General features: G+C 70.2%; 20 protein-coding genes. 8 read left to right on the top strand and 12 right to left on the bottom strand.

The genetic code is table 11. The annotated features are described in order from the left end of the window. Window positions 1-91: 91 nt before the first annotated feature. From BM013_RS14525 to BM013_RS14540, 4 genes are read right to left on the bottom strand one after another with little or no spacing between them, the layout of a single operon-like run. The gene (locus BM013_RS14525; RefSeq protein ID WP_093128198.1) at window positions 92-1,636 is read right to left on the bottom strand and encodes a TolC family outer membrane protein; all 1,545 of its coding nucleotides are present in this window, start codon (window positions 1,634-1,636) and stop codon (window positions 92-94) included. A 21-nt stretch (window positions 1,637-1,657) separates the two neighbouring features. Next, window positions 1,658-1,993, bottom strand: a complete 336-nt coding sequence (locus BM013_RS14530) for a rhodanese-like domain-containing protein (protein ID WP_093128200.1) — start codon at window positions 1,991-1,993, stop codon at window positions 1,658-1,660. Between the two features lie 16 nt (window positions 1,994-2,009). Then, a complete protein-coding gene (locus BM013_RS14535) occupies window positions 2,010-2,687 on the bottom strand; it encodes a protein-L-isoaspartate O-methyltransferase family protein (RefSeq protein WP_093128201.1) in 678 nt (225 codons plus the stop codon). 21 nt (window positions 2,688-2,708) lie between these two features. After that, on the bottom strand, window positions 2,709-3,431 hold the full coding sequence (locus BM013_RS14540) for a TetR/AcrR family transcriptional regulator (protein WP_093128203.1): 723 nt from the start codon (window positions 3,429-3,431) through the stop codon (window positions 2,709-2,711). Between the two features lie 151 nt (window positions 3,432-3,582). On the opposite strand from BM013_RS14540, the gene BM013_RS14545 reads away from it, so the two are divergent. The 3 genes from BM013_RS14545 to BM013_RS14555 all read left to right on the top strand — a co-directional run bounded on the left by BM013_RS14545 (window position 3,583) and on the right by BM013_RS14555 (window position 7,280). Beyond that, window positions 3,583-3,963, top strand: a complete 381-nt coding sequence (locus BM013_RS14545) for a hypothetical protein (RefSeq protein ID WP_093128713.1) — start codon at window positions 3,583-3,585, stop codon at window positions 3,961-3,963. Between the two features lie 78 nt (window positions 3,964-4,041). Further along, complete coding sequence (locus BM013_RS14550; protein ID WP_093128205.1) at window positions 4,042-6,165, top strand: TonB-dependent receptor; 2,124 nt, start codon at window positions 4,042-4,044, stop codon at window positions 6,163-6,165. A gap of 164 nt (window positions 6,166-6,329) precedes the next feature. Further along, window positions 6,330-7,280 carry an AEC family transporter gene (locus tag BM013_RS14555; protein WP_093128207.1) on the top strand — a complete coding sequence of 317 codons (951 nt, stop codon included), beginning with the start codon at window positions 6,330-6,332 and terminating at the stop codon, window positions 7,278-7,280. A 24-nt stretch (window positions 7,281-7,304) separates the two neighbouring features. Here BM013_RS14555 and pdxH read toward each other — a convergent pair whose 3' ends face one another. After that, on the bottom strand, window positions 7,305-7,970 hold the full coding sequence (gene pdxH, locus BM013_RS14560; RefSeq protein WP_093128714.1) for a pyridoxamine 5'-phosphate oxidase: 666 nt from the start codon (window positions 7,968-7,970) through the stop codon (window positions 7,305-7,307). A 29-nt stretch (window positions 7,971-7,999) separates the two neighbouring features. Between pdxH and BM013_RS14565 the strand changes: the two genes are divergently transcribed. Next, the gene (locus tag BM013_RS14565; RefSeq protein WP_093128208.1) at window positions 8,000-8,587 is read left to right on the top strand and encodes a nucleotidyltransferase family protein; all 588 of its coding nucleotides are present in this window, start codon (window positions 8,000-8,002) and stop codon (window positions 8,585-8,587) included. Window positions 8,588-8,604: 17 nt separating this feature from the next. Here the strand turns inward: BM013_RS14565 and BM013_RS14570 are convergent, their stop codons facing one another. Next, window positions 8,605-9,144: a superoxide dismutase family protein gene (locus BM013_RS14570; RefSeq protein WP_093128210.1), complete on the bottom strand. Its 540-nt coding sequence runs from the start codon at window positions 9,142-9,144 to the stop codon at window positions 8,605-8,607. Then, window positions 9,141-9,893, bottom strand: a complete 753-nt coding sequence (locus BM013_RS14575) for a gamma-glutamylcyclotransferase (protein WP_093128211.1) — start codon at window positions 9,891-9,893, stop codon at window positions 9,141-9,143. The genes BM013_RS14570 and BM013_RS14575 overlap by 4 nt, the downstream gene beginning before the upstream one ends. 135 nt (window positions 9,894-10,028) lie before the next feature. On the opposite strand from BM013_RS14575, the gene BM013_RS14580 reads away from it, so the two are divergent. From BM013_RS14580 to BM013_RS14595, 4 genes are all read left to right on the top strand, one after another. Beyond that, complete coding sequence (locus BM013_RS14580) at window positions 10,029-10,592, top strand: OmpA family protein (protein ID WP_093128213.1); 564 nt, start codon at window positions 10,029-10,031, stop codon at window positions 10,590-10,592. Window positions 10,593-10,791: 199 nt separating this feature from the next. Continuing rightward, the gene (edd, locus tag BM013_RS14585; protein WP_093128214.1) at window positions 10,792-12,630 is read left to right on the top strand and encodes a phosphogluconate dehydratase; all 1,839 of its coding nucleotides are present in this window, start codon (window positions 10,792-10,794) and stop codon (window positions 12,628-12,630) included. A gap of 43 nt (window positions 12,631-12,673) precedes the next feature. Next, the gene (gene eda, locus BM013_RS14590; RefSeq protein WP_093128215.1) at window positions 12,674-13,309 is read left to right on the top strand and encodes a bifunctional 4-hydroxy-2-oxoglutarate aldolase/2-dehydro-3-deoxy-phosphogluconate aldolase; all 636 of its coding nucleotides are present in this window, start codon (window positions 12,674-12,676) and stop codon (window positions 13,307-13,309) included. A gap of 2 nt (window positions 13,310-13,311) precedes the next feature. Continuing rightward, the gene (locus tag BM013_RS14595) at window positions 13,312-14,040 is read left to right on the top strand and encodes a haloacid dehalogenase type II (RefSeq protein WP_093128216.1); all 729 of its coding nucleotides are present in this window, start codon (window positions 13,312-13,314) and stop codon (window positions 14,038-14,040) included. Window positions 14,041-14,061: 21 nt separating this feature from the next. On the opposite strand, the gene BM013_RS14600 is transcribed toward BM013_RS14595, so the two are convergent. From BM013_RS14600 to BM013_RS14620, 5 genes are all read right to left on the bottom strand, one after another. Next, entirely contained in the window at window positions 14,062-14,592 is a 531-nt protein-coding gene (locus tag BM013_RS14600; RefSeq protein WP_093128218.1) for a DUF1697 domain-containing protein, read from the bottom strand. Window position 14,593: 1 nt separating this feature from the next. Next, window positions 14,594-15,007 carry a lactoylglutathione lyase gene (gene gloA / locus BM013_RS14605; RefSeq protein ID WP_093128219.1) on the bottom strand — a complete coding sequence of 138 codons (414 nt, stop codon included), beginning with the start codon at window positions 15,005-15,007 and terminating at the stop codon, window positions 14,594-14,596. 62 nt (window positions 15,008-15,069) lie between these two features. Beyond that, window positions 15,070-15,759, bottom strand: coding sequence for a glutathione S-transferase family protein (locus BM013_RS14610; protein WP_093128221.1), 690 nt, complete (start codon window positions 15,757-15,759; stop codon window positions 15,070-15,072). Window positions 15,760-15,884: 125 nt separating this feature from the next. Then, complete coding sequence (locus BM013_RS14615) at window positions 15,885-16,568, bottom strand: ABC transporter ATP-binding protein (RefSeq protein ID WP_093128223.1); 684 nt, start codon at window positions 16,566-16,568, stop codon at window positions 15,885-15,887. After that, window positions 16,565-18,253 carry an ABC transporter permease gene (locus BM013_RS14620; protein WP_093128224.1) on the bottom strand — a complete coding sequence of 563 codons (1,689 nt, stop codon included), beginning with the start codon at window positions 18,251-18,253 and terminating at the stop codon, window positions 16,565-16,567. Before BM013_RS14620 ends, BM013_RS14615 begins: the two co-directional genes overlap by 4 nt. Window positions 18,254-18,284 lie beyond the last annotated feature (31 nt).

An 18,284-nucleotide genomic window follows, 5' to 3' on the forward strand; every position in this document is an offset into this window, starting at 1 on the left:
TGGGGCAGCGCCCAACGAGCGCGGTGATGGGGCCACGGCCGTCGTGCCCCCACCCCGGCCCTCCCCGGCAGGGGAGGGAGAAACCCCCCCCTTAGCGCACCGGCGGATTCAGGATGACCGGCGGCACCGGTGCCATCGGCATCGTCGGCGCCGGCGGATTGAACGGCTGCACCGGCACCGGCGGAATCACCGGAATGCTCGGCGGAGCGACCGGCACCAGGGGTGCCGGGGTGCCGCGGTCCGGCGCGGTGGCCGACGGTACGGCCGGCACGCTGCCGTTGCTTGCCAGCGTCGCGTTGATCGCGTTCATGTCATCGGTCGTCAGCGTGCCGTTGGCCTGGCGCAGCTTCAGGTTGCCCAGCAGCACGTTGTAGCGCGCCTGCGCGAGGTCGCGCTTGGTCTGGAACAGCTGGCTCTGCGAGTTCAGCACGTCGATGTTGATGCGCACGCCCACCTGGTAGCCCAGGCGGTTGGCGTCCAGCGCGCTCTGGCTCGAGGATTCGGCCGCTTCCAGCGCCTTTACCTGGCCCGCGCCCGACACCAGCCCGAGGTAGGCCGCGCGCGTGGCCTGCGCCACGTTGCGGCGCGTGCCTTCGAGCACGCTGCGCGACTGGTCTTCGAGCGCCAGCGTTTCCTTGATGCGGTTCTCGGTGGCGAAGCCTGCGAACAGCGGCATGTTGAAGACGACGCCCACCGTGGTGGCGTTGACCCGCGTGCCCACCGTGCTGGTGGTGGTGCCGGTCGGGTTGCGCGTCACGTTGTAGCCCAGGTTGGCGTCCAGCGTGGGCTTGTGGCCGGCCTTGGCTTTTTCCACCTCGAGTCCGGCCACGTCGACGCCCAGGCGCGCCTGCTGGATGGCAGGGTGCACGGTGTCGGCCTGGGCCACCCAGGCATTGATGTCCGCGGGCAGGGCCGTGGGCAGCACCACCGGCACCGCCAGCGGCACCGGCACGCTGCCGGGGCGGCCGACCAGCTGGTCGAGCACCACCTTCTTGACCTGCAGGTCATTCTCGGCCGCGATTTCCTGCGCGATCACCAGGTCGTAGCGGGCCTGCGCCTCGCGCGAGTCGGTGATGGTCGAGGTGCCGACCTCGAAATTGCGCTTGGCCGAGGCCAGCTGCTCGGCCACGGCCACTTTCTGCGCGCGCACCAGCGCCAGGCTGTCCTGGCTCGCCAGCACGTCGAAGTACGCCTGGCTCACGCGCACGATCAGGTCCTGCTCGGCCACCGTGAACACCGCCTGCGCGATGTCGGCCTGGCGCTTGCCCTGCTCGTAGGTGGCCCAGTTGGCGGGGCGGTACAGCGGCTGCGTGGCGTTGATGCCCACGTTCTGCGTGTTGAAGTCGCGCGGCGTGGTGCTGCCGCGGCCGGTGCCCGTGAGGGTGTCGATCTCGATGTCGCTGCGGGTCACGCCGGCCGTGAGGCCGACGGCCGGCAGGATGCCCGCCTTGGCCTGCGCGGCGCGTGCCACGCTGGCGTCGTACTGGGCCCGCGCGCCCTGGTAGGTGGCGTCGAAGCCGCGCGCGGAGTCATAGAGTTCGTTCAGTGTCTGGCCCTGGGCCGGCAGTGCGAGCAGTGCTGCGAAGAGGCTTGCGAGCGCTGCGGAAAGAGGCGAAAGCCGGGGCCTGGAAGGCATTGAACGTCCTTGAAGAAAGAATCAGTAGCGCGGGACCGTGGGGTCGTGCGAAGACCAGGCGTCGATGCCGCCGGCCACATTGGCCAGCTCCGCAAAGCCGTTCTGGTTCAGGAAGGCGGCCACGCGCTGGCTGCGCGCGCCGTGGTGGCACAGGCATGCGATGCGGTGGCCGTCATTCAGCTCGGCCAGCCGCCCGGGGATCTCGTTCATCGGAATCGCGACCAGGGTGAAGCCCTGGGGCACGACGCTCGCGGTCTGCAGCTCCCAGGGTTCGCGCACGTCGAGCAGCACGGGCGTGGCGTCGGCGTTCTGGGCGAACCAGGCGGCAAGGTCGGCGGGGCGGACTTGGTCGATCATTCGGTGGACCGCCGGCTCAGAACGAGAAGCGCGAAGGCTCGGGGAAGTTCAGCAGGCGCGGCGCCACGATGTCCCAGGGCTGGATCGTGTCCCACTTGCTTTCGCTGGTGCGGGTGACGAAGTGGGCGCGCATCATCGGCTCTTCGCCCACGATGGCTGCCAGGCGGCCGCCGACCTTGAGCGAACCCAGCAGGTTCTGCGGAATGCGAGCGACCGAACCGCTGAGCACGATCACGTCGAAGCTCGGGCCGCTGGCCAGGGGCACGGCACCGTCGGCGTGGCGCACTTCGACGTTGGTCACGCCGTTCTGGCGCAGCGTTGCGGCGGCGCGGGCGGCCAGCACGGGGTTGATCTCGAGCGACAGCACCTGGGCGGCGCGGGCGCCGAGCAGGGCGGCCATGAAGCCGGAGCCGGTGCCGATCTCGAGCACCGATTCATGCTTCTGGATGTGCAGGTCCTGCAGCGTGCGGGCCTCGACCTTGGGCGACAGCATGAATTCGCCGGGCACGGAGCCGTCCAACAGCGGCAGTTCCATGTCGAAGAACGACAGGGTGCGGTGCGCGTCGGGCACGTAGTCCTCGCGATGGATCTGGGCCAGCAGTTCGAGGATGTCCGTCTCCAGCACATCCCAGGGACGGATCTGCTGTTCGATCATGTTGAAGCGCAAGCGCTCGAGGGTGGGGGTGGGGTTCATGGCGTGGCTTTCCTAGTGGGCTCAGGACAAACCTTCAATTTTAGGTGGCGCCGGTGACACCGGCGGCGCAGTCGGCCTTCCGGGACGCGCCGTGAGCCCGTTGATGACCACATCGGCCTGGGTCGCGAGGTACTTTTCGGGCTCCAGGGCCGACACGCCGTCGACGCAGACCATGGCCGAATGCTTCCAGAGCATGAGGAAGACCATGGGCGCCACCACCGCATAGATGGCGTGCTCGACGTCCATCGGCGCGAACTCGCCGCTGTCGATGCCGCGCTGGAAGATGCGCCGCAGCAGGTCGTGGCCGGGGCGGACCACCTCGCGGCGGTAGAACTCGGCCAGCTCGGGGAAATTGGCGCCCTCGCTCATCATGAGCTTGGTCAGGCCCGAGGCCTGGGTCATGCCGACGCGTTCCCACCACACGTTCATGCAGTAGCGCAGCATGTCGGCGGTGGTGCCCTCGAAGGCCTCGAATTCGGCGTTCCACTCGGTGAAACGGCCGCCGAGGCTTTCCATGACCACTGCCTTGAACAGCTCTTCCTTGCTCGGAAAATAGAGGAACAGCGTGCCCTTGGACACGCCGGCACGCACCGCCACTTCCTCGGAACGGGTGGCCGCAAAGCCTTTTTCCACGAACAGGTCGAGCGCGGCGGCCAGCAGTTCGCCGGGACGCGCCTCTTTCCGGCGCTCGCGCTTGGAGCGGACCGGGCAGATCTTGTCGACGAAGGAACGGGGCGTTGGCATGGTGTTAATGACTCGCGGGTTAGTAATGTAGTGACCGGCATTCGCCACGTCAAGCCGCGACAATATCGGGCTTGCCTTTTTCCAACCCGCCGCAGCAGCGCCTCGCCGTCTTCACCGTCGCCGACGCCTTGACCCTGCGCTCTTGAGCCCCGTGCAACTTTCCCTGCGTCAATCCCGGACCCGTTCGACCCGCGCGCTCGTCATCGCGCTGATGGTCGCGGTGTGGTTCGCCGGCACGCTGGGGCTGATGCACCGCTCGCTGCACGTGCCCGGCCTGCCGGCCGCCGCGGAGCATGCGTTGCAGGTGCCCCACAAGCATGCCGGCCACCACTTGGCCAGCCTGTTCGGCGAGCACAGCGACGCCGAATGCCGGCTGTACGACCAGTTGGCGCATGGCGCCAGCGCACCGGGCGTGCCGCTGGTGGTGCTGCCGATGCTGCTGCCGGCGGCCACCTTCGCTTTTCTCGAGGGCGAAGCCGTCGCCCGATGGGTCGCGCTGTTCGACGCGCGCGGCCCGCCTTCCATTCGCTGAATCCCCCCGAGTGCCGGTTGCTGCACCCGCCTTGCGCGGGGGCGGCCGGTCGTCCCTTGATTCAACGAATGTCCTTTCATGACTCCCAATTTCCGTCGCAACGCCGTGGGCGCTGCCATTCTTTCGCTCGCCTCCTTCGCGACCCTGGCCCAGGCCCAGGACGCGGCCCAGGCTCCGTCCCAGGCCCAGGTTCAGCCCCAAGCCCAACCCGCTGACGCCGCCAGCCTGCGCGAAGTCACCGTCACCGGCAACCCGCTCGGCGCCTCCGATCTCATCGCGCCCACCACCACGCTGTCGGGCGACAAGTTGCTGCTGCACTCCGAGTCCACCCTCGGCGAAACGCTCAACAACCTGCCCGGCGTGAGCAGCAGCTACTTCGGCCCCAACGCCAGCCGCCCGATCATCCGCGGCCAGGACGGCGACCGCATCCGCATCCTGCAGAACGGCGGCGGCGCGCCCGACGCCTCGGCGCTGAGCTACGACCACGCGGTGCCGGTCGACGCGCTGGTCACCGAGCGCGTCGAGGTGCTGCGCGGCCCGTCGGCGCTGCAGTACGGCGGCAGCGCCGTGGGCGGCGTGGTCAACGTGATCGACAACCGCATCCCGACCGAGCCCATCAACGGCTTCGGCGGCCGCGCCGACCTGGGCTATGCCACCGGCAACAAGGAAAAGAACGGCGGCGTGGTGCTCGAAGGCGGCAACGACCGCATCGCCGTGCACGTGGACGCCTTCAACCGCGACTCGAAGGACGTGTCGGTGCCGATCACGCTCGAATGCAGCAAGCCCGGCTCGCCGTGGTCGGCACGCAAGATCTGCAACTCGGCCAACGAGGCGCATGGGGGCGCCATCGGCGGCACGGTGTTCTTCGACCAGGGCTACCTCGGCGCCTCGGTCAGCACCTACCGCAGCACCTACGGCACCGTGGCCGAGGACGACGTGACCATCGGCATGAAGTCGGACCGCTACGCGCTGGAAGGCGAGTGGCGTCCGGGCGGCTTCATCAGCAGCATCCACGCCAAGCTGAGCCACACCGACTACCGCCACACCGAGTTCGAGGGCGGCACGCCCGGCACCACCTTCTCGAACATGAGCAACGACCTGCGCATCGAGGCGCGCCACCAGAAGATCGGCAACTTCGAAGGCCTGGTCGGCTTCAGCAGCGAGACCAACCGCTTCGCCGCCGACGGCGAGGAAGCCTTTGCGCCGCACAGCCGCACGCGCTCCACCGCGCTGTTCCTGCATGAAGAGCTGGGCACCTCGTGGGGCCGCCTGAGCTTCGGCGCGCGCACGGAGCGCGTGCGCATCCGCTCGCTGGGCTATCCGGACGACCCGAGCGTGACGCGCTTCGCCATCGGCGAGCGCACCTTCAACCCGCACAGCGCGGCCGTCGGTGCGCTGGTCAACCTCGCGCCGCAATGGCAGCTGACCTCGAACCTGGCCTACACCGAGCGCGCACCGAAGGACTACGAACTGCTGGCCAACGGCCCGCACGTGGCCACGGCCGCGTGGGAGGTGGGCGACCCGAACCTGAAGAAGGAAAAGTCGACCGGCATCGACCTGGGCGCGCAGTGGAAGTCGGGTCCGAACACGGCCCGCGTCAACGCCTACGTGACGCGCTTCCAGAACTACATCGGCCTCACGGCGTCGGGCCGCAACCTCGACGAAGAAGGCAACGTGGCCGAGCCCGGCGCCACCGGCACGCTGGCCGAGTACGTGTACAGCGGCGTGCGCGCGCGCTTCACCGGCATCGAGGCCAACGGCAACCTGCGCCTGCTGGGCGCCGACGGCTTCGCACGCATGGCCAACGCGGACACGCTCGACCTGGAGTGGCGCGGCGACATCGTGCGCGCCAAGAACCTCGACTCCGGCGAGCCGCTGCCGCGCATCGCGCCGCTGCGCCTGGGCGCGACGCTGGCCTATGGCAGCGGCCCGTGGACGGCGCGCTTCGGCTTCGACTACAACGCGGCGCAGCACCGCATTCCGAGCGTGGGCGCGCGCGAGACCGATGCGTACACGTTGTGGAACGCGGCCATCAGCTACCGCATGAAGGTGCAGCGCGCCAACCTCACCTGGTATGCGCGCCTGGACAACATCACGAACAAGCTGGCCTACAGCCCGACGTCGATCCTCACGACGACGGTGTACCCGAATGCGCCGCTGCCGGGGCGCACGCTGAAGGTCGGGGTGCGGGTGACGTTCTGATCGCGTGAGTTTGTTCCTCCCTCCCCCGCCGGGGGAGGGCAGGGGCGGGGGCAAGCGGCCCGTGATGAAGCCGCGGTTTCGCGCGTGCCGCTTGCCCCCATCCCCGCCTTCCCCCGGGAGGGGAAGGCGCAAGACGGAACGCACCCCTCGGCTATCCTCGCCGAGTGAATTCCTTCGTCATCTCCTCGCTTCTTCCCGTCGTCCTCCTCATCGCCGCCGGCTACCTCGCCGGACGGCGCCGCTGGATCGGCGGCAACGCGGTGAAGGACCTGTCGAACCTCATTTTCCTGCTGCTCGCGCCCGCGCTGCTGTTCCGCGCCATGAGCACGGTGCACGTCCAGGAACTGAGCCTGAAGCCGGTGGCGGCGTACTTCATTGCCTCGGGCCTGCTGTTCGCGGCCACCATGGCGCTGCGCGGCTTCAACCGCACGGCGGCCGTCATCGCGCTGGCCAACACCTACAGCAACACCGTGATGATCGGCATCGTGCTGGTCGACCTGGCCTACGGCGACGCGGGCATGGTGGTGCTGCTCACGCTCATCTCGCTGCACTCGCTGGTGCTGCTGACCAGTGCCACGGTGGTGCTGGAGCTCGCGGTGGCGCGCGAGCATGCGGCCGGCAGCGGCGCGCCGGCGCGCTCGATGGGGCGCACCGTGCTGCGCGCGCTGCGCAACGCGATCATTCACCCGGTGCCGCTGCCGATCATCGCGGGCCTGCTGTTCGCGCAGACCGGGTGGACCATGCCCGAGGTCATCGACAAGCCCATCCAGTTGCTCGGCCAGGCCTTCGGTCCGGTGGCGCTGGTGATGGTGGGCATCACGCTGGCGCTCACGCCCATCGGGCGGCACTGGCGCGGCGCGCTGGCGCAGGCGCTGGTGAAGAACCTGCTGCATCCGCTGCTGGTGGCCGCCATCGGCTGGCTGCTGGGCGTGCGCGGCATTCCGCTCACGGTGATGGTGGTGGCCGCGGCGCTGCCCATCGGCGCCAACGTGTTCCTCTTTTCGCAGCGCTACCGCACGGCCGAAGACCTGGTGACGGCCAGCGTCGCGGTATCGACCGTGCTCGCGCTGGGCACGCTCACGCTGGTGATGGTGTGCGTGCGCTGGCTGCCTTGAACGGCCCGGCCCTTGCCGTTGCGTTCAGGGCGCGAGGCGTTCGCGCACCCAACTGCCGCCTTCGCCTGCGCCTTCGAGCCGGTAGCGCAGCCGGTCGTGCAGCCGGCTCTTGCGGCCCTGCCAGAACTCCCAGCGGTCGGGCACCAGGCGGTAGCCACCCCAGTGCGGCGGGCGCGGCGGCGACAGCAGGTGCTTCGCGGCGAACACGGCGGCGTTCTTCACGAGCACGTCGCGCCCGCTGATGACTTCGCTCTGCGGGCTGGCCCAGGCGCCGATGCGCGAGTCGAGCGGGCGGCTCGCGAAGTAGGCGTCGCTCTCGTCGGCGCCGGCCTTCTCGACGCGGCCCTCGATGCGCACCACGCGCTCCAGCTCGACCCAGTGGAACTGCAGCGACGCGTACGGGTTGCCCGACAGCTCGCGGCCCTTGCGGCTCTCGTAGTTGGTGTACCAGACGATGCCGCGCGCGTCGCAGCCCTTGATGAGCACGATGCGGCTGGACGGCCGCAGGTCGCTGCCCACGGTGCACAGCGTCATGGCGTTGGGCTCGGGCACCTGCGCGCCGATGGCTTCGGTGAGCCAGCGTTCGAACTGCTTCAGCGGATCGCCCGCGCTGTGGGCCTCGCCGAGCTCGGCGCGCTCGTAGCTCTTGCGCAGCGCGGCCAGTGCGTCATTGGAGAGAGGGGAAGTCATGGCCGGATTGTTGCGCACATACTCGGCCCATGACGACGCAGGTGAACTCCAGGCCGGCCCTCTCGCGGACGCCGGTGGTGATCGTGCTGGCCTCGGGCCGCGGCGAGCGCTTCATCGCGGCCGGCGGCACGGGCTCGAAGCTGCAGGCACTGCTCGCGGGCAGGCCGGTGCTCGAGCGCACGCTCGACGCGGTGCGCGCCAGCGGCCTGCCGTGGCACTTGGAAGACGCGGGTCACCCGGGCATGGGCGACTCGATTGCCGCGGCCGTGCGCGCCACATCCGGCGCCGCGGGCTGGCTGATCCTGCCGGGCGACCTGCCGCTGGTGCAGCCCGCCACGCTGCGCGCGGTGGCCGCGGCGCTCGGCGGCCGGGTCAATGCGGTGCAGCCGCAGTTCCAGGGCGAGCGCGGGCACCCGGTGGGCTTTGCCGCGGGGTGCGGCGCCCAACTCGCGACCTTGGAGGGGAATCTGGGTGCATCGCCCGTCCTGCGTGCGATGCGCGCTATCGATTCAGTAGCGGACCTGGCGGTGGACGACGCCGGCGTGGTGACCGACATCGACACGCCCGAGGCGCTGGCGCGCGCCGAAGCGCTCTGGCTGGCGCGCGCGGCGGCCTAGCTGGTTGTCGTGCCCGCTCAGGGCTTGGTGATCACGGCGCAGGCGATGCGCGGGCCCGAGTTGCCCGAGGGCTGCGTCGTGAAGTCGTCGCGGTCGCGGTGCAGCACCAGCGCGCGGCCCGCCACGTTGTTGACGGCGCCGTCTGTCAGCGAGATCGAGTGGTCGTCCACGCTGAACCGCGCCACGCCGTTGGCGTCGGCCACCAGGCTCGGCAGTTCGCCGGCATGGCTGCCCGCCGCGGCGAACTTGCCGTGCGTGCCGCCCGTGGGGTTGAAGTGGCCGCCCGAGGCGTCGCCGTTGTTGCCGCAGTCGCCCTTCTCGTGGATGTGGAAACCGTGCTCGCTGCCCGGCACCAGGCCGCGCACCTCGCCCGACACGCGCAGGCCGTGATCGAGGGCGGCGAACTTCACCGTGCCGCGCGTCGGGTTGGGCGTGATGGCGCCGGTCGGCACCAGCTCGACGGTGGTGCTCGGCTTGCCGCCCATGCTGCCGCAGGCGGCGAGGAGGGTGGCGGCGAGGAGGGCGGCACCGGTGGCGGCGAGGCGGCGTTGGGTCATGTGTTTTCCTTGGACGGTCCCGGGAGCCGGGACGATGGTTGCGAAGAAGATGAAGAGGAGGGTTGCGAAGAGGATTCGGCAGAACTGCCTGCAGACCCCGGAACATATACCGGAGGCCGCGGCGCGTCGCAATCGGCGGCGGCCCCGGATTGCTGCTGGCGCTGCTGTTCCTGCACCGCGCTCAGCGCCACCAGGCGGGCCAGCGCGGCGTCGTGGATCGAATGGCGCTGCAGCTCGAGCAGCGTCTGGCGCGCGTAGTCGAGCGAGGTGCCGTAGCGGCCCACCGCGTTGGCGAAGATGTGGCGGTAGCGCTCGTCGGTGAGTTCGCCGGTGAAGTTGGGGCTGCGCCGCGAGAGCGTGAAGGCCAGCGCGCGCACCGGGCCTTCGGCCGTGCCGCAGCGCAGCCACTTGGGGTCGTACACGCCGGTCGGCATCTCGCGCAGCCAGAGCCGGCGCAGCGTGGCCAGGCCGTCGGCCTTGGGCACGCGAAACACCATGCCGCGGCAACTGCCGCCGGAGAGCAGCCCGAACACCAGGCCGGGCACCTGCACGCTGCCGCGGTTCACGCGGCTCCACATCTTCAGCGCCCGGTGCCAGCCGCGCACCCAGGCCTGGCGCCGCTCGATGAAGTCGAACTCGGGCCGCCAGATGAGCGAGCCGTAGCCGAAGAGCCAGAGGTCCTCATGCCCGCCCCAGTCGGCGATCGCGCGCTCGAGCATCGGTTGCGGATCGCGCAGCGGCGTGGGCATGGGGTCGAGTCCCGGCGGACCGGGATCCGGCGCGGGGTCCGACACGGAAGTGCCGGGGGCGGCGCCTACAATTTCCTGATCATGGTTCACCGCACCATTATTTACCGCCCTCTTTCCTACGGAGCAAGACCCCCGATGAGCGACGACGACAGCCAGCAGAATTTCATCCTCGGATTCGTCATGGCGCTGATCGCCCTGGTGATCTTCTTCGTGGTGGGCATCGTGCTATGGCACAAGGGCCACAACCCTGCTGCTGCCGCCGCACAGGCCGCGGCCGCCAAGCCGGCGGTGGTGATTTCGGCCCCGGCCCCCGGTGCGGAGCCCAAATTGGCCGAAGTGACCGAGACGGTGACGGTCACCATCCCCGACGGGGCGAGCATTCGCGTGGTGAATGGCGTGGTGAACTTCTACTTCGCGACCGGCAGCGCCGACCTGGCGCCGGGCGCCGCCGAGGCGCTGGCCGCGGTCATCAAGGGCGTGGAGAGCGGGCGCAAGGCGGTGGTCTCGGGCTACCACGACACCACGGGCGACCCCGCCGTGAACGAGCAACTCGCCAAGAAGCGCGCCGAGATGATCCGCGACGTGCTCGTGGGCCTGGGTGTGCCGGCCGCGAAGGTCGACCTGCAGAAGCCTGAAGTCACGGCCGGTTCGGGCAACAACGCCGAGGCTCGCCGGGTCGAGGTCAAGCTGGTCGACTGAGCGCCGGGCCCTCCGGTCCACGCAACAAGAGCCCGGTGAAGCCGGGCTTTTTTGCGCCTGCCGCCCACCCGCGCCCGGAGGGGCCAGATTCGTATCGCCGGGCGGCCGGATTTCATCGGCCTTTCGCAGAGGGCTTGGTACCATGGGCCTCCAGGCCCACAGTCGCCCTGGCGACATGCAGCACGAGCCCACGACCCCCATGAGCAGCACACACCCCACCGTACGCGACGTCACCGATCGCATCCGCGAGCGCAGCCAGGGGCTGCGCAGCGCCTACCTCAGCCGCCTCACCGAGATCCGCAACCGCGACCGCGGCTCCGACCGCATGGGCTGTGCCAATGTGGCGCACGCCGTGGCGGGCATTCCGGCCAGCGACAAGTTCCGCGTGGTGACCGAGCGCGCACCCAACATCGGCATCGTCACCGCCTACAACGACATGCTCTCGGCCCACGCGCCGTACCAGGGCTACCCGGACATCATCAAGCACGAGGCCCGCCGCCTCGGCGCCACCGCGCAGGTGGCCGGCGGCGTGCCGGCCATGTGCGACGGCGTCACGCAGGGCACGCCCGGCATGGAGCTCAGCCTGTTCAGCCGCGACGTGATCGCCATGGGCACCGCCATCGCGCTCACGCACGACATGTTCGACAGCGCGCTGATGCTCGGCGTGTGCGACAAGATCGTGCCCGGCTTGCTGATCGGCGCGCTGCACTTCGGCCACCTGCCGACCGTGTTCGTGCCCGCCGGCCCGATGCCCTCGGGGCTGTCGAACGGCGCCAAGTCGAAGGTGCGCGAACAGGCCGCGCAAGGCCTCGTGGGCCGCCAAGGCCTGCTCGATGCCGAGATGGCCGCCTACCACTCGGTGGGCACCTGCACCTTCTACGGCACGGCCAACAGCAACCAGATGCTGCTCGAGGCCATGGGCCTGCACGTGCCCGGCACGGCCTTCATCCAGCCCGGCGACGCGATGCGCGAAACGCTCACGCGCGAAGCCGTGCGCACGGTGCTCGGCAAGGCCGGCGACGTGGCCTTCAGTTGCCCGCCGATCGGCGAGATGGTCGACGAGCGCTGCATCGTCAACGCCATGGTCGCGCTGCTGGCCACGGGCGGCTCCACCAACCACCTGATCCACTGGGTTGCCGTGGCCCGTGCGGCAGGCATCGTGATCGACTGGGACGACTTCTCGAGGCTCTCCGACATCGTTCCGCTGCTGACCCGCGTGTACCCCAACGGCAGCGCCGACGTGAACGAGTTCCAGGCCGCGGGCGGCCCCGGCCTCGTGATCGGCGAGCTGGTCGAGGCCGGCCTCATGCACGCCGACGTGCTGACCGTGCGCTCGGGCGGCATCCGCGAATTTGCCAATGTTCCCGCGCTGGCGGGCGACGCGAGCGAGCAGCGCCTGCAATGGACCCCGGCCGCGCCGCTGAAGAACGAAGCCATCACGCGCACCGTCGAGCGTCCGTTCAGCGCCACCGGCGGCCTCAAGCTGCTGAGCGGCAACCTCGGGCGCAGCGTGATCAAGGTGTCCTCGGTGCCCGACGACCGCCACGTGATCGAAGCGCCCGCGCGCGTGTTCGACTCGCAGGCCGCGCTGCAGAAGGCCTTCACCGCCGGCGAACTCGAGCGCGACGTGGTCTGCGTGGTGCGCTGGCAAGGCCCGCAGGCCAACGGCATGCCCGAGCTGCACAAGCTCACGCCGCCGCTGTCGGTGCTGCAGGGCAAGGGGTTCCGCGTGGCGCTGGTCACCGACGGCCGCATGAGCGGCGCGTCGGGCAAGATTCCCGCGGCGATCCACGTCTCGCCCGAAGCGGCCGCGGGCGGCCCACTCGCCAAGGTGCGCGACGGCGACCTGATCCGCCTCGACGCCGTAGCGGGTACGCTCGCCGTGTTGTTGCCCCAGGACGAATGGGATGCGCGCGAAACCGCGACGCTGTCCGAGGCCCAGCGCATCGCCGACGGACACGGCCTTGGCCGAGAACTGTTCGCCGGCATGCGCCGCAATGCATTGACCGCAGAAGAAGGCGCCTGCTCATGGCTGTGATTGAGCGCGCCCCCAGGCTGCGCGTAATTGATGGAGATATGAAATGACAGACAAACTCACCCCCCTCGACGTGATGCGCGACGCGCCGGTCATTCCGGTCATCGTGCTGAACGACGTGAAAGACGCCATTCCCCTCGCACGTGCGCTGGTGGCCGGCGGCATCCGCATGCTCGAAGTCACGCTGCGCACGCCGCAAGCGTTGCAGTGCATCGAGGCCATCGCCAAGGAAGTGCCCGAGGCCGTGGCCGGCGCGGGCACCATCCGCAGCGCGGCCGACGCGCAGGCGTCGGCACTGGCCGGTGCCAGGTTCGGCGTGAGCCCGGGCTACACGCGCTCGGTCGGCAAGGCCTGCCACGACCTCGGCCTGCCGCTGCTGCCCGGCGTGGCGACCGGCAGCGAGATCATGACGGCGCAGGAAGACGGCTACACCCAGCTGAAGTTCTTCCCCGCGCTGCAGGCCGGCGGCCTGCCGATGCTGAAGGCCTGGCAAGGCCCGTTCGGCGATGTCACCTTCTGCCCGACGGGCGGCATCCACGCGGGCAACGCGGCCGAGTTTCTCGCGCTGTCGAACGTGGCCTGCGTGGGCGGCTCGTGGATCGTGCCGAGCGACGCGATCCGCGACGGCGACTGGACCCGCATCGAGCAACTGGCACGCGCCGCGAGCCAGCTGCCGCGCTGACCATGCGCGCGGATTTTGACGCGAGCGACCTCAAGGTCATCGCGTTCGACGTTTTCGGCACGGTGGTCGACTGGCACAGCGGCATTGCGGCCGAGTCGCAAAGTGCCTTGCCGGGCGTGGACGGCGCCGCCTTCGCGCTGGCCTGGCGCGCGGGCTACCAGCCCGCCATGAAGAGCGTGATGGAGCGCATTGCCGCGGGCGAGGGCGGCTTCACGCTGCTCGACGAGCTGCACCTGAGCATGCTCGAGCAGGTGCTGCGCGACTTCGGCCTGTCCGACCGGCTCGACAGCGCAGCCAAGCGCGACCTGAGCCGCGCCTGGCACCGCCTGCCGGCCTGGCCCGATTCGGTGGCCGGGCTCACGCGGCTCAAGAAGAAGTTCACCATCTGCACGCTGTCGAACGGCAACATCGGCCTGCTCACCGAAATGGCCAAGCGCGCCGGCCTGCCCTGGGACTGCGTGCTGTCGGCCGAGGTCTTCAAGGCCTACAAGCCCGACCCGCGCACCTACCTCGGCGTGGCGGGCGTGTTCGACGCGACGCCCGGGCAGGTGATGCTGGCGGCTGCCCATCACGACGACCTGGCGGCCGCGCGCGTGTGCGGCCTGAAGACCGCGTACATCGAACGCCCGCATGAATTCGGCCGCGCCCAGCCGAAGGACGTCTCGCCGCTGCCGGACAACAACCTGCACGCGCGCGACATCGACGCGCTGGCCGACCTGCTCGGTTGCTGACCGGCGCGTTGCTCCCGTTGCTCAGCCCGTGAGCAGCTTTTCCACCGTGCGCAGGTTGCGCGTGGTGGTGCTCGACCTGTAGCGCGTCTTGGCCAGCAGCTTGGCCACCGGTGTGTCCAGGCTCTCGCCGCGCGGGCATTGCCAGTACAGCACGCCCTTGCCGCGCTGCAGCTGTTCGGTGCCGGCATCGACGGTGCCGGCCTTCTCCATGATCTCGTCGAGCATCGCGGCGTCGGAGCCGAACACGATGTACGGATGGCGCTCGTCGTCGATGCGCTCGAAGGGGTAGGCCTCGGCCATGCCGGCCACCTGCTTCTGCGTGAGCAGCACGATCCACGCGTCGTAGCCGAAGCGCTCGCGCAGCGCCTGCTCGATGCGCGTGCGCAGCGCGGCGGCATCACGCTCGTCGGCGTCGAACAGCACGTTGCCGCTGGCCAGCACGGTGCGCACCGCGCCGAAGCCGAGCCCGGTGAACAGCGCCTTCAGGTCGGCGCTCTTGATCGCGATGCCATTGACGTTCACGCCGCGCAGCAGGGCGACGCGGCGGGTCATGTCAGCGCAGGCCGCCGCCGGCGGCGTCTTCGTTGCGCTGGATCAGTTCGATCTTGTACCCGTCGGGGTCGGTCACGAAGGCGATCACCGTGGTGCCGCCCTTGACCGGACCGGCCTCGCGCGTCACGTTGCCGCCCGCGGCCTTGATCTTGTCGCAGGCCGCATACGCATCGGGCACGCCGAGCGCGATGTGGCCGTAGGCGGTGCCGAGCTCGTAGCTCTCGGTGCCCCAGTTGTAGGTGAGTTCGATCTCGGCCTGCTCGGGGTTGCCCTTGTCGAAGCCGAGAAAGGCGAGGCTGTACTTGTACTCGGGGTTCTCCGACGTGCGCAGCAGGTTCATGCCGAGCACCTGGGTATAGAAATCGATGGAGCGCTGGAGGTTGCCGACGCGCAGCATGGTGTGAAGGAATCGCATCTCGTGGGGCCGTGTAGTTGTTGCAGAGGAAGGCCGCTATTGTCGGCCTCCCGGCGCGGCGATCAAGCCGCCAGGGTCAGCAGGTGGGCCTGGTGGCGCTCGAGGAACTCCATCAGGTGCTGCGGGTACTCGGGCACCACGGCGTCGCGCACGCTGGGGCGGGCCGCCAGCGCCTTGCGCCAGGCATCGACCCTGGGCAGGGCGTCGAAGATGTGCGAGTCGCTGAGGCCGTCGAACACTTCGAAGTAGCGGAACACGGGCGCGAACACCGCGTCGACGAGGCTGAAGTTCGGGCCCGCGAAGTAAGGGCCTTCGCCCGAACTGGCCAGCGCGGCCTCCACGCGTTCGAACTTCGCCACCAGCGCAAGGCGCTTCTGCGCGAACACCGCCGCGTCCTGCGTGGTCTCGTAGCCCCACAGGTCGGCGAGGACGGCCGAGCCGAACTCCATCCATGCGCGGTGTCCGGCGCGGGCGAGCGGGTCTTCGGGGTGCAGGCGCGCACCGGGCTGCGTCTCTTCGAGGTACTCGCAGATCACGTTGCTTTCGAACAGCACGGCCTCGCTGCCGTCGGGCTTGTGCACCTTCAGCAGCGGCACCTTGCCGAGCGGCGAGATGTCGAGGAACCACTGGGGCTTGTTCGCGAGGTCGATGACCACGCGCTCGAAAGGCACGCCTTTTTCATGCAGCGCGATGGCGGCGCGCTGCACGTACGGGCACAGCAGGTGGCTGACGAGGGTGAGAGCTTGCGTCATGGGGCTTTCCGTTCTCGGTGGGGAGTGTGTGTGGGTGTGTGGGTGCGTGGCTGGGAACGCCGCGATTCTTGCGATCCCGAACAACCTTTTCCCGCAAAGCCCATTCGACGAACGGGCCGCCTGTGCTAGGCCGAGGTGGCTTGCCAGTGCGTGATTCGCCCGCCGTGCATCACGCCGATGCAGTCGGCCATGGCGTGCGCTTCGGCCTCGTTGTGGGTGACGAGGACGGCCGTCTGCCCAGCCTGCTTGAGGATGCCGCGCACCTCGGCCGTCAGTCGTTCGCGCGTGCCGCCGTCGAGGTTGGAGAAGGGCTCGTCCAGCAGCAGCAACGCGGGCGAGGGCGCAAGCGCGCGGGCCAGTGCAATGCGCTGCTGCTGGCCGCCGGAAAGCTCATGCGGATAGCGTTCGCCCGCGTCGGCCAGGCCCACCAGCGCGAGCATTTCGGCGACGCGCGCCTGCTGCGTGGCACGGCCGAGGCGACGCAGCCCGAACGCCACGTTCTTGGCGGCCGACAGGTGCGGGAACAGCGCGTACTCCTGGAACATCATGCCCACGCGCCGCTGCTCGGGCGGCAGGTGCGTCTGCGCGGACGAGAGCAGCACGCCGCCCAGCCGCACGGTGCCGGCGCGCACCGGCTCGAAGCCCGCGATGGCGCGCAGCACCGTGGTCTTGCCGCAGCCCGAGGGGCCGAACAGGCAGGCGATGTCGCCCGCGTTCAGCGCGAGCGAGAAGCCGTCGACGACCGTGTGCAGGCCGCGCGGGGTGTCGTAGGCGAGCCGGACGGCGTCGAGTTGCAGGGGGGAACTCATGGTGTCTTGTCGGGCCCGGGAACGGATGCGGCGGCGGGCGTGCCCAGCTGGTTGCGCGCCAGCAGCACCACCGGCAGCAGGCCGGCCAGCACGATGGCCAGCGCGGCGATCGCGCCTTCCTCGTAGGTGCCGCGCGCGGCCTCGGCGTAGAGCCAGGTGGCGAGGGTGTCGAAATTGGCGGGCCGCAGCAGCAGCGTGGCCGGCAGCTCCTTCATGGCGTCGACGAACACCAGCAGCGCACCGGCGGCCAGGGCAGGGCGCAGCAGCGGCAGGTGCACGCGGCGCAGCGTGCCGGCGGTGGTTTCGCCGAGCAGGCGCGAGGCCTGCTCGATGGCGGGTGGAATGCGCGCGAGGCCGGCCTCGATGCCGCCCACCGGCATCGCCAGGAAGCGGATGGCGCAGGCCACGACCAGCACCACGCCCGCGCCCATCAGCGGCAGGCCCTGCCAGCCGAACGCGGTGGCCAGGGCCGAATCGAACGCCAGCGCCGGCGTGAGCAGGCCGATGGCCAGCACCGTGCCCGGCACCGCGTAGCCCAGCGTGGCGGCCCGTGCCTGCCAGCGCGCGCGGTTCGGGCGCGAGCCCTGGCTGCGCGCGGCCCAGGCCACCACCAGGCCGGCGGCCACGGCGGCCACGGTCACGCCCGCGGCCAGTGCGAGCGTGTTGCCGAGGCTGGCGACCAGCCCTTGTGAAATGCCGCCGCCCTGGCGCAGCCGCTTGGCGCTTTCCCAGACCAGGTAGAGCGCGGGCGCGACGAAGCCGATCAGCACCGGCAGAGAGGCCGTGGCGGTCGCCGCCCAGGCCGCGCCGCCGCGAAGCCGGCGCGGCTGCACGGCGCGCATGCGCTGCGCCGAGCCGAAGCGCTGGTGCTGCCGGCCGTTGCGCTCGAGCCAGACCAGCGCCACCACCACGAACAGCATCGCGCAGGCGATCTGCGCGGCGCCCGCCAGGTCGGAGCGCGTGATCCACGTCGTGTAGACCGCCACGGTGAGCGTGTTCACGCCGAGGAATTCGGAGGCGCCGATGTCGTTGAGCGTCTCCAGCAGCGCCAGGCTCAGGCCCACGGCCAGCGCGGGCCGCGCGAGCGGCAGCGCCACGCGGAAGAACGCGCCGCGCCGGCTCTCGCCGAGCATGCGCGCGGCTTCCATCAGGTGCGCGGGCTGCGTCATGAACATGGCGCGTGCCGTCAGGTAGACGTAGGGGTACAGCACGAAGCCCAGCACGAAGATCGCGCCGGGCATCGAGCGCAGGTCGGGCAGGCGGAACTGGCGCGGGCTGTCGAAGCCCAGCACCCAGCGGATGGCACCCTGCACCGGGCCGATGGGATGCAGCAGGTCGAGGTAGGCGAAGGCGACGATGTAGGTCGGCATGGCCAGCGGCAGCAGCAGCGCCCAGTGCAGCACGCCGCGCCCGGGGAAGTCGTGCGCGGTGACGAGCCACGCGCAGCCGGTGCCGATCACCAGCACCAGCGCGCCCACACCTGAAAGCAGCAGCGCCGTGTTGAGCGCCGCCTGCGGCAGCACGTGCGCGAACAGCGGCCCCCAATGGCCCACGCCCGAGCCGAAGGCCAGCCACGCCAGCGTGAGCACCGGCGCTAGCACGCCGAGCGCGATCAGCAACGACGCGCAGCGCCAGGCCGGGCCTGCTGCGCGCAGGCCCGGCGGTGGGCGCCTCAAGGGGGTCATTCAGTCGCCGGCTGGGGTGCCCGGCCGTTCG

Source organism: Variovorax sp. OK605, assembly GCF_900115445.1.
GTDB lineage: Bacteria > Pseudomonadota > Gammaproteobacteria > Burkholderiales > Burkholderiaceae_C > Variovorax.

Excerpts from the sequence above, each read along its gene's own strand:
- BM013_RS14525 (WP_093128198.1), bottom strand. The coding sequence starts at position 1,636 with ATGCCTTCCAGGCCCCGGCTTTCGCCTCTTTCCGCAGCGCTCGCAAGC.
- BM013_RS14530 (WP_093128200.1), bottom strand. The coding sequence starts at position 1,993 with ATGATCGACCAAGTCCGCCCCGCCGACCTTGCCGCCTGGTTCGCCCAG.
- BM013_RS14535 (WP_093128201.1), bottom strand. The coding sequence starts at position 2,687 with ATGAACCCCACCCCCACCCTCGAGCGCTTGCGCTTCAACATGATCGAA.
- BM013_RS14540 (WP_093128203.1), bottom strand. The coding sequence starts at position 3,431 with ATGCCAACGCCCCGTTCCTTCGTCGACAAGATCTGCCCGGTCCGCTCC.
- BM013_RS14550 (WP_093128205.1), top strand. The coding sequence starts at position 4,042 with ATGACTCCCAATTTCCGTCGCAACGCCGTGGGCGCTGCCATTCTTTCG.
- pdxH (WP_093128714.1), bottom strand. The coding sequence starts at position 7,970 with ATGACTTCCCCTCTCTCCAATGACGCACTGGCCGCGCTGCGCAAGAGC.
- BM013_RS14565 (WP_093128208.1), top strand. The coding sequence starts at position 8,000 with ATGACGACGCAGGTGAACTCCAGGCCGGCCCTCTCGCGGACGCCGGTG.
- BM013_RS14570 (WP_093128210.1), bottom strand. The coding sequence starts at position 9,144 with ATGACCCAACGCCGCCTCGCCGCCACCGGTGCCGCCCTCCTCGCCGCC.
- BM013_RS14575 (WP_093128211.1), bottom strand. The coding sequence starts at position 9,893 with ATGCCCACGCCGCTGCGCGATCCGCAACCGATGCTCGAGCGCGCGATC.
- BM013_RS14580 (WP_093128213.1), top strand. The coding sequence starts at position 10,029 with ATGAGCGACGACGACAGCCAGCAGAATTTCATCCTCGGATTCGTCATG.
- edd (WP_093128214.1), top strand. The coding sequence starts at position 10,792 with ATGAGCAGCACACACCCCACCGTACGCGACGTCACCGATCGCATCCGC.
- eda (WP_093128215.1), top strand. The coding sequence starts at position 12,674 with ATGACAGACAAACTCACCCCCCTCGACGTGATGCGCGACGCGCCGGTC.
- BM013_RS14595 (WP_093128216.1), top strand. The coding sequence starts at position 13,312 with ATGCGCGCGGATTTTGACGCGAGCGACCTCAAGGTCATCGCGTTCGAC.
- BM013_RS14600 (WP_093128218.1), bottom strand. The coding sequence starts at position 14,592 with ATGACCCGCCGCGTCGCCCTGCTGCGCGGCGTGAACGTCAATGGCATC.
- gloA (WP_093128219.1), bottom strand. The coding sequence starts at position 15,007 with ATGCGATTCCTTCACACCATGCTGCGCGTCGGCAACCTCCAGCGCTCC.
- BM013_RS14610 (WP_093128221.1), bottom strand. The coding sequence starts at position 15,759 with ATGACGCAAGCTCTCACCCTCGTCAGCCACCTGCTGTGCCCGTACGTG.
- BM013_RS14615 (WP_093128223.1), bottom strand. The coding sequence starts at position 16,568 with ATGAGTTCCCCCCTGCAACTCGACGCCGTCCGGCTCGCCTACGACACC.
- BM013_RS14620 (WP_093128224.1), bottom strand. The coding sequence starts at position 18,253 with ATGACCCCCTTGAGGCGCCCACCGCCGGGCCTGCGCGCAGCAGGCCCG.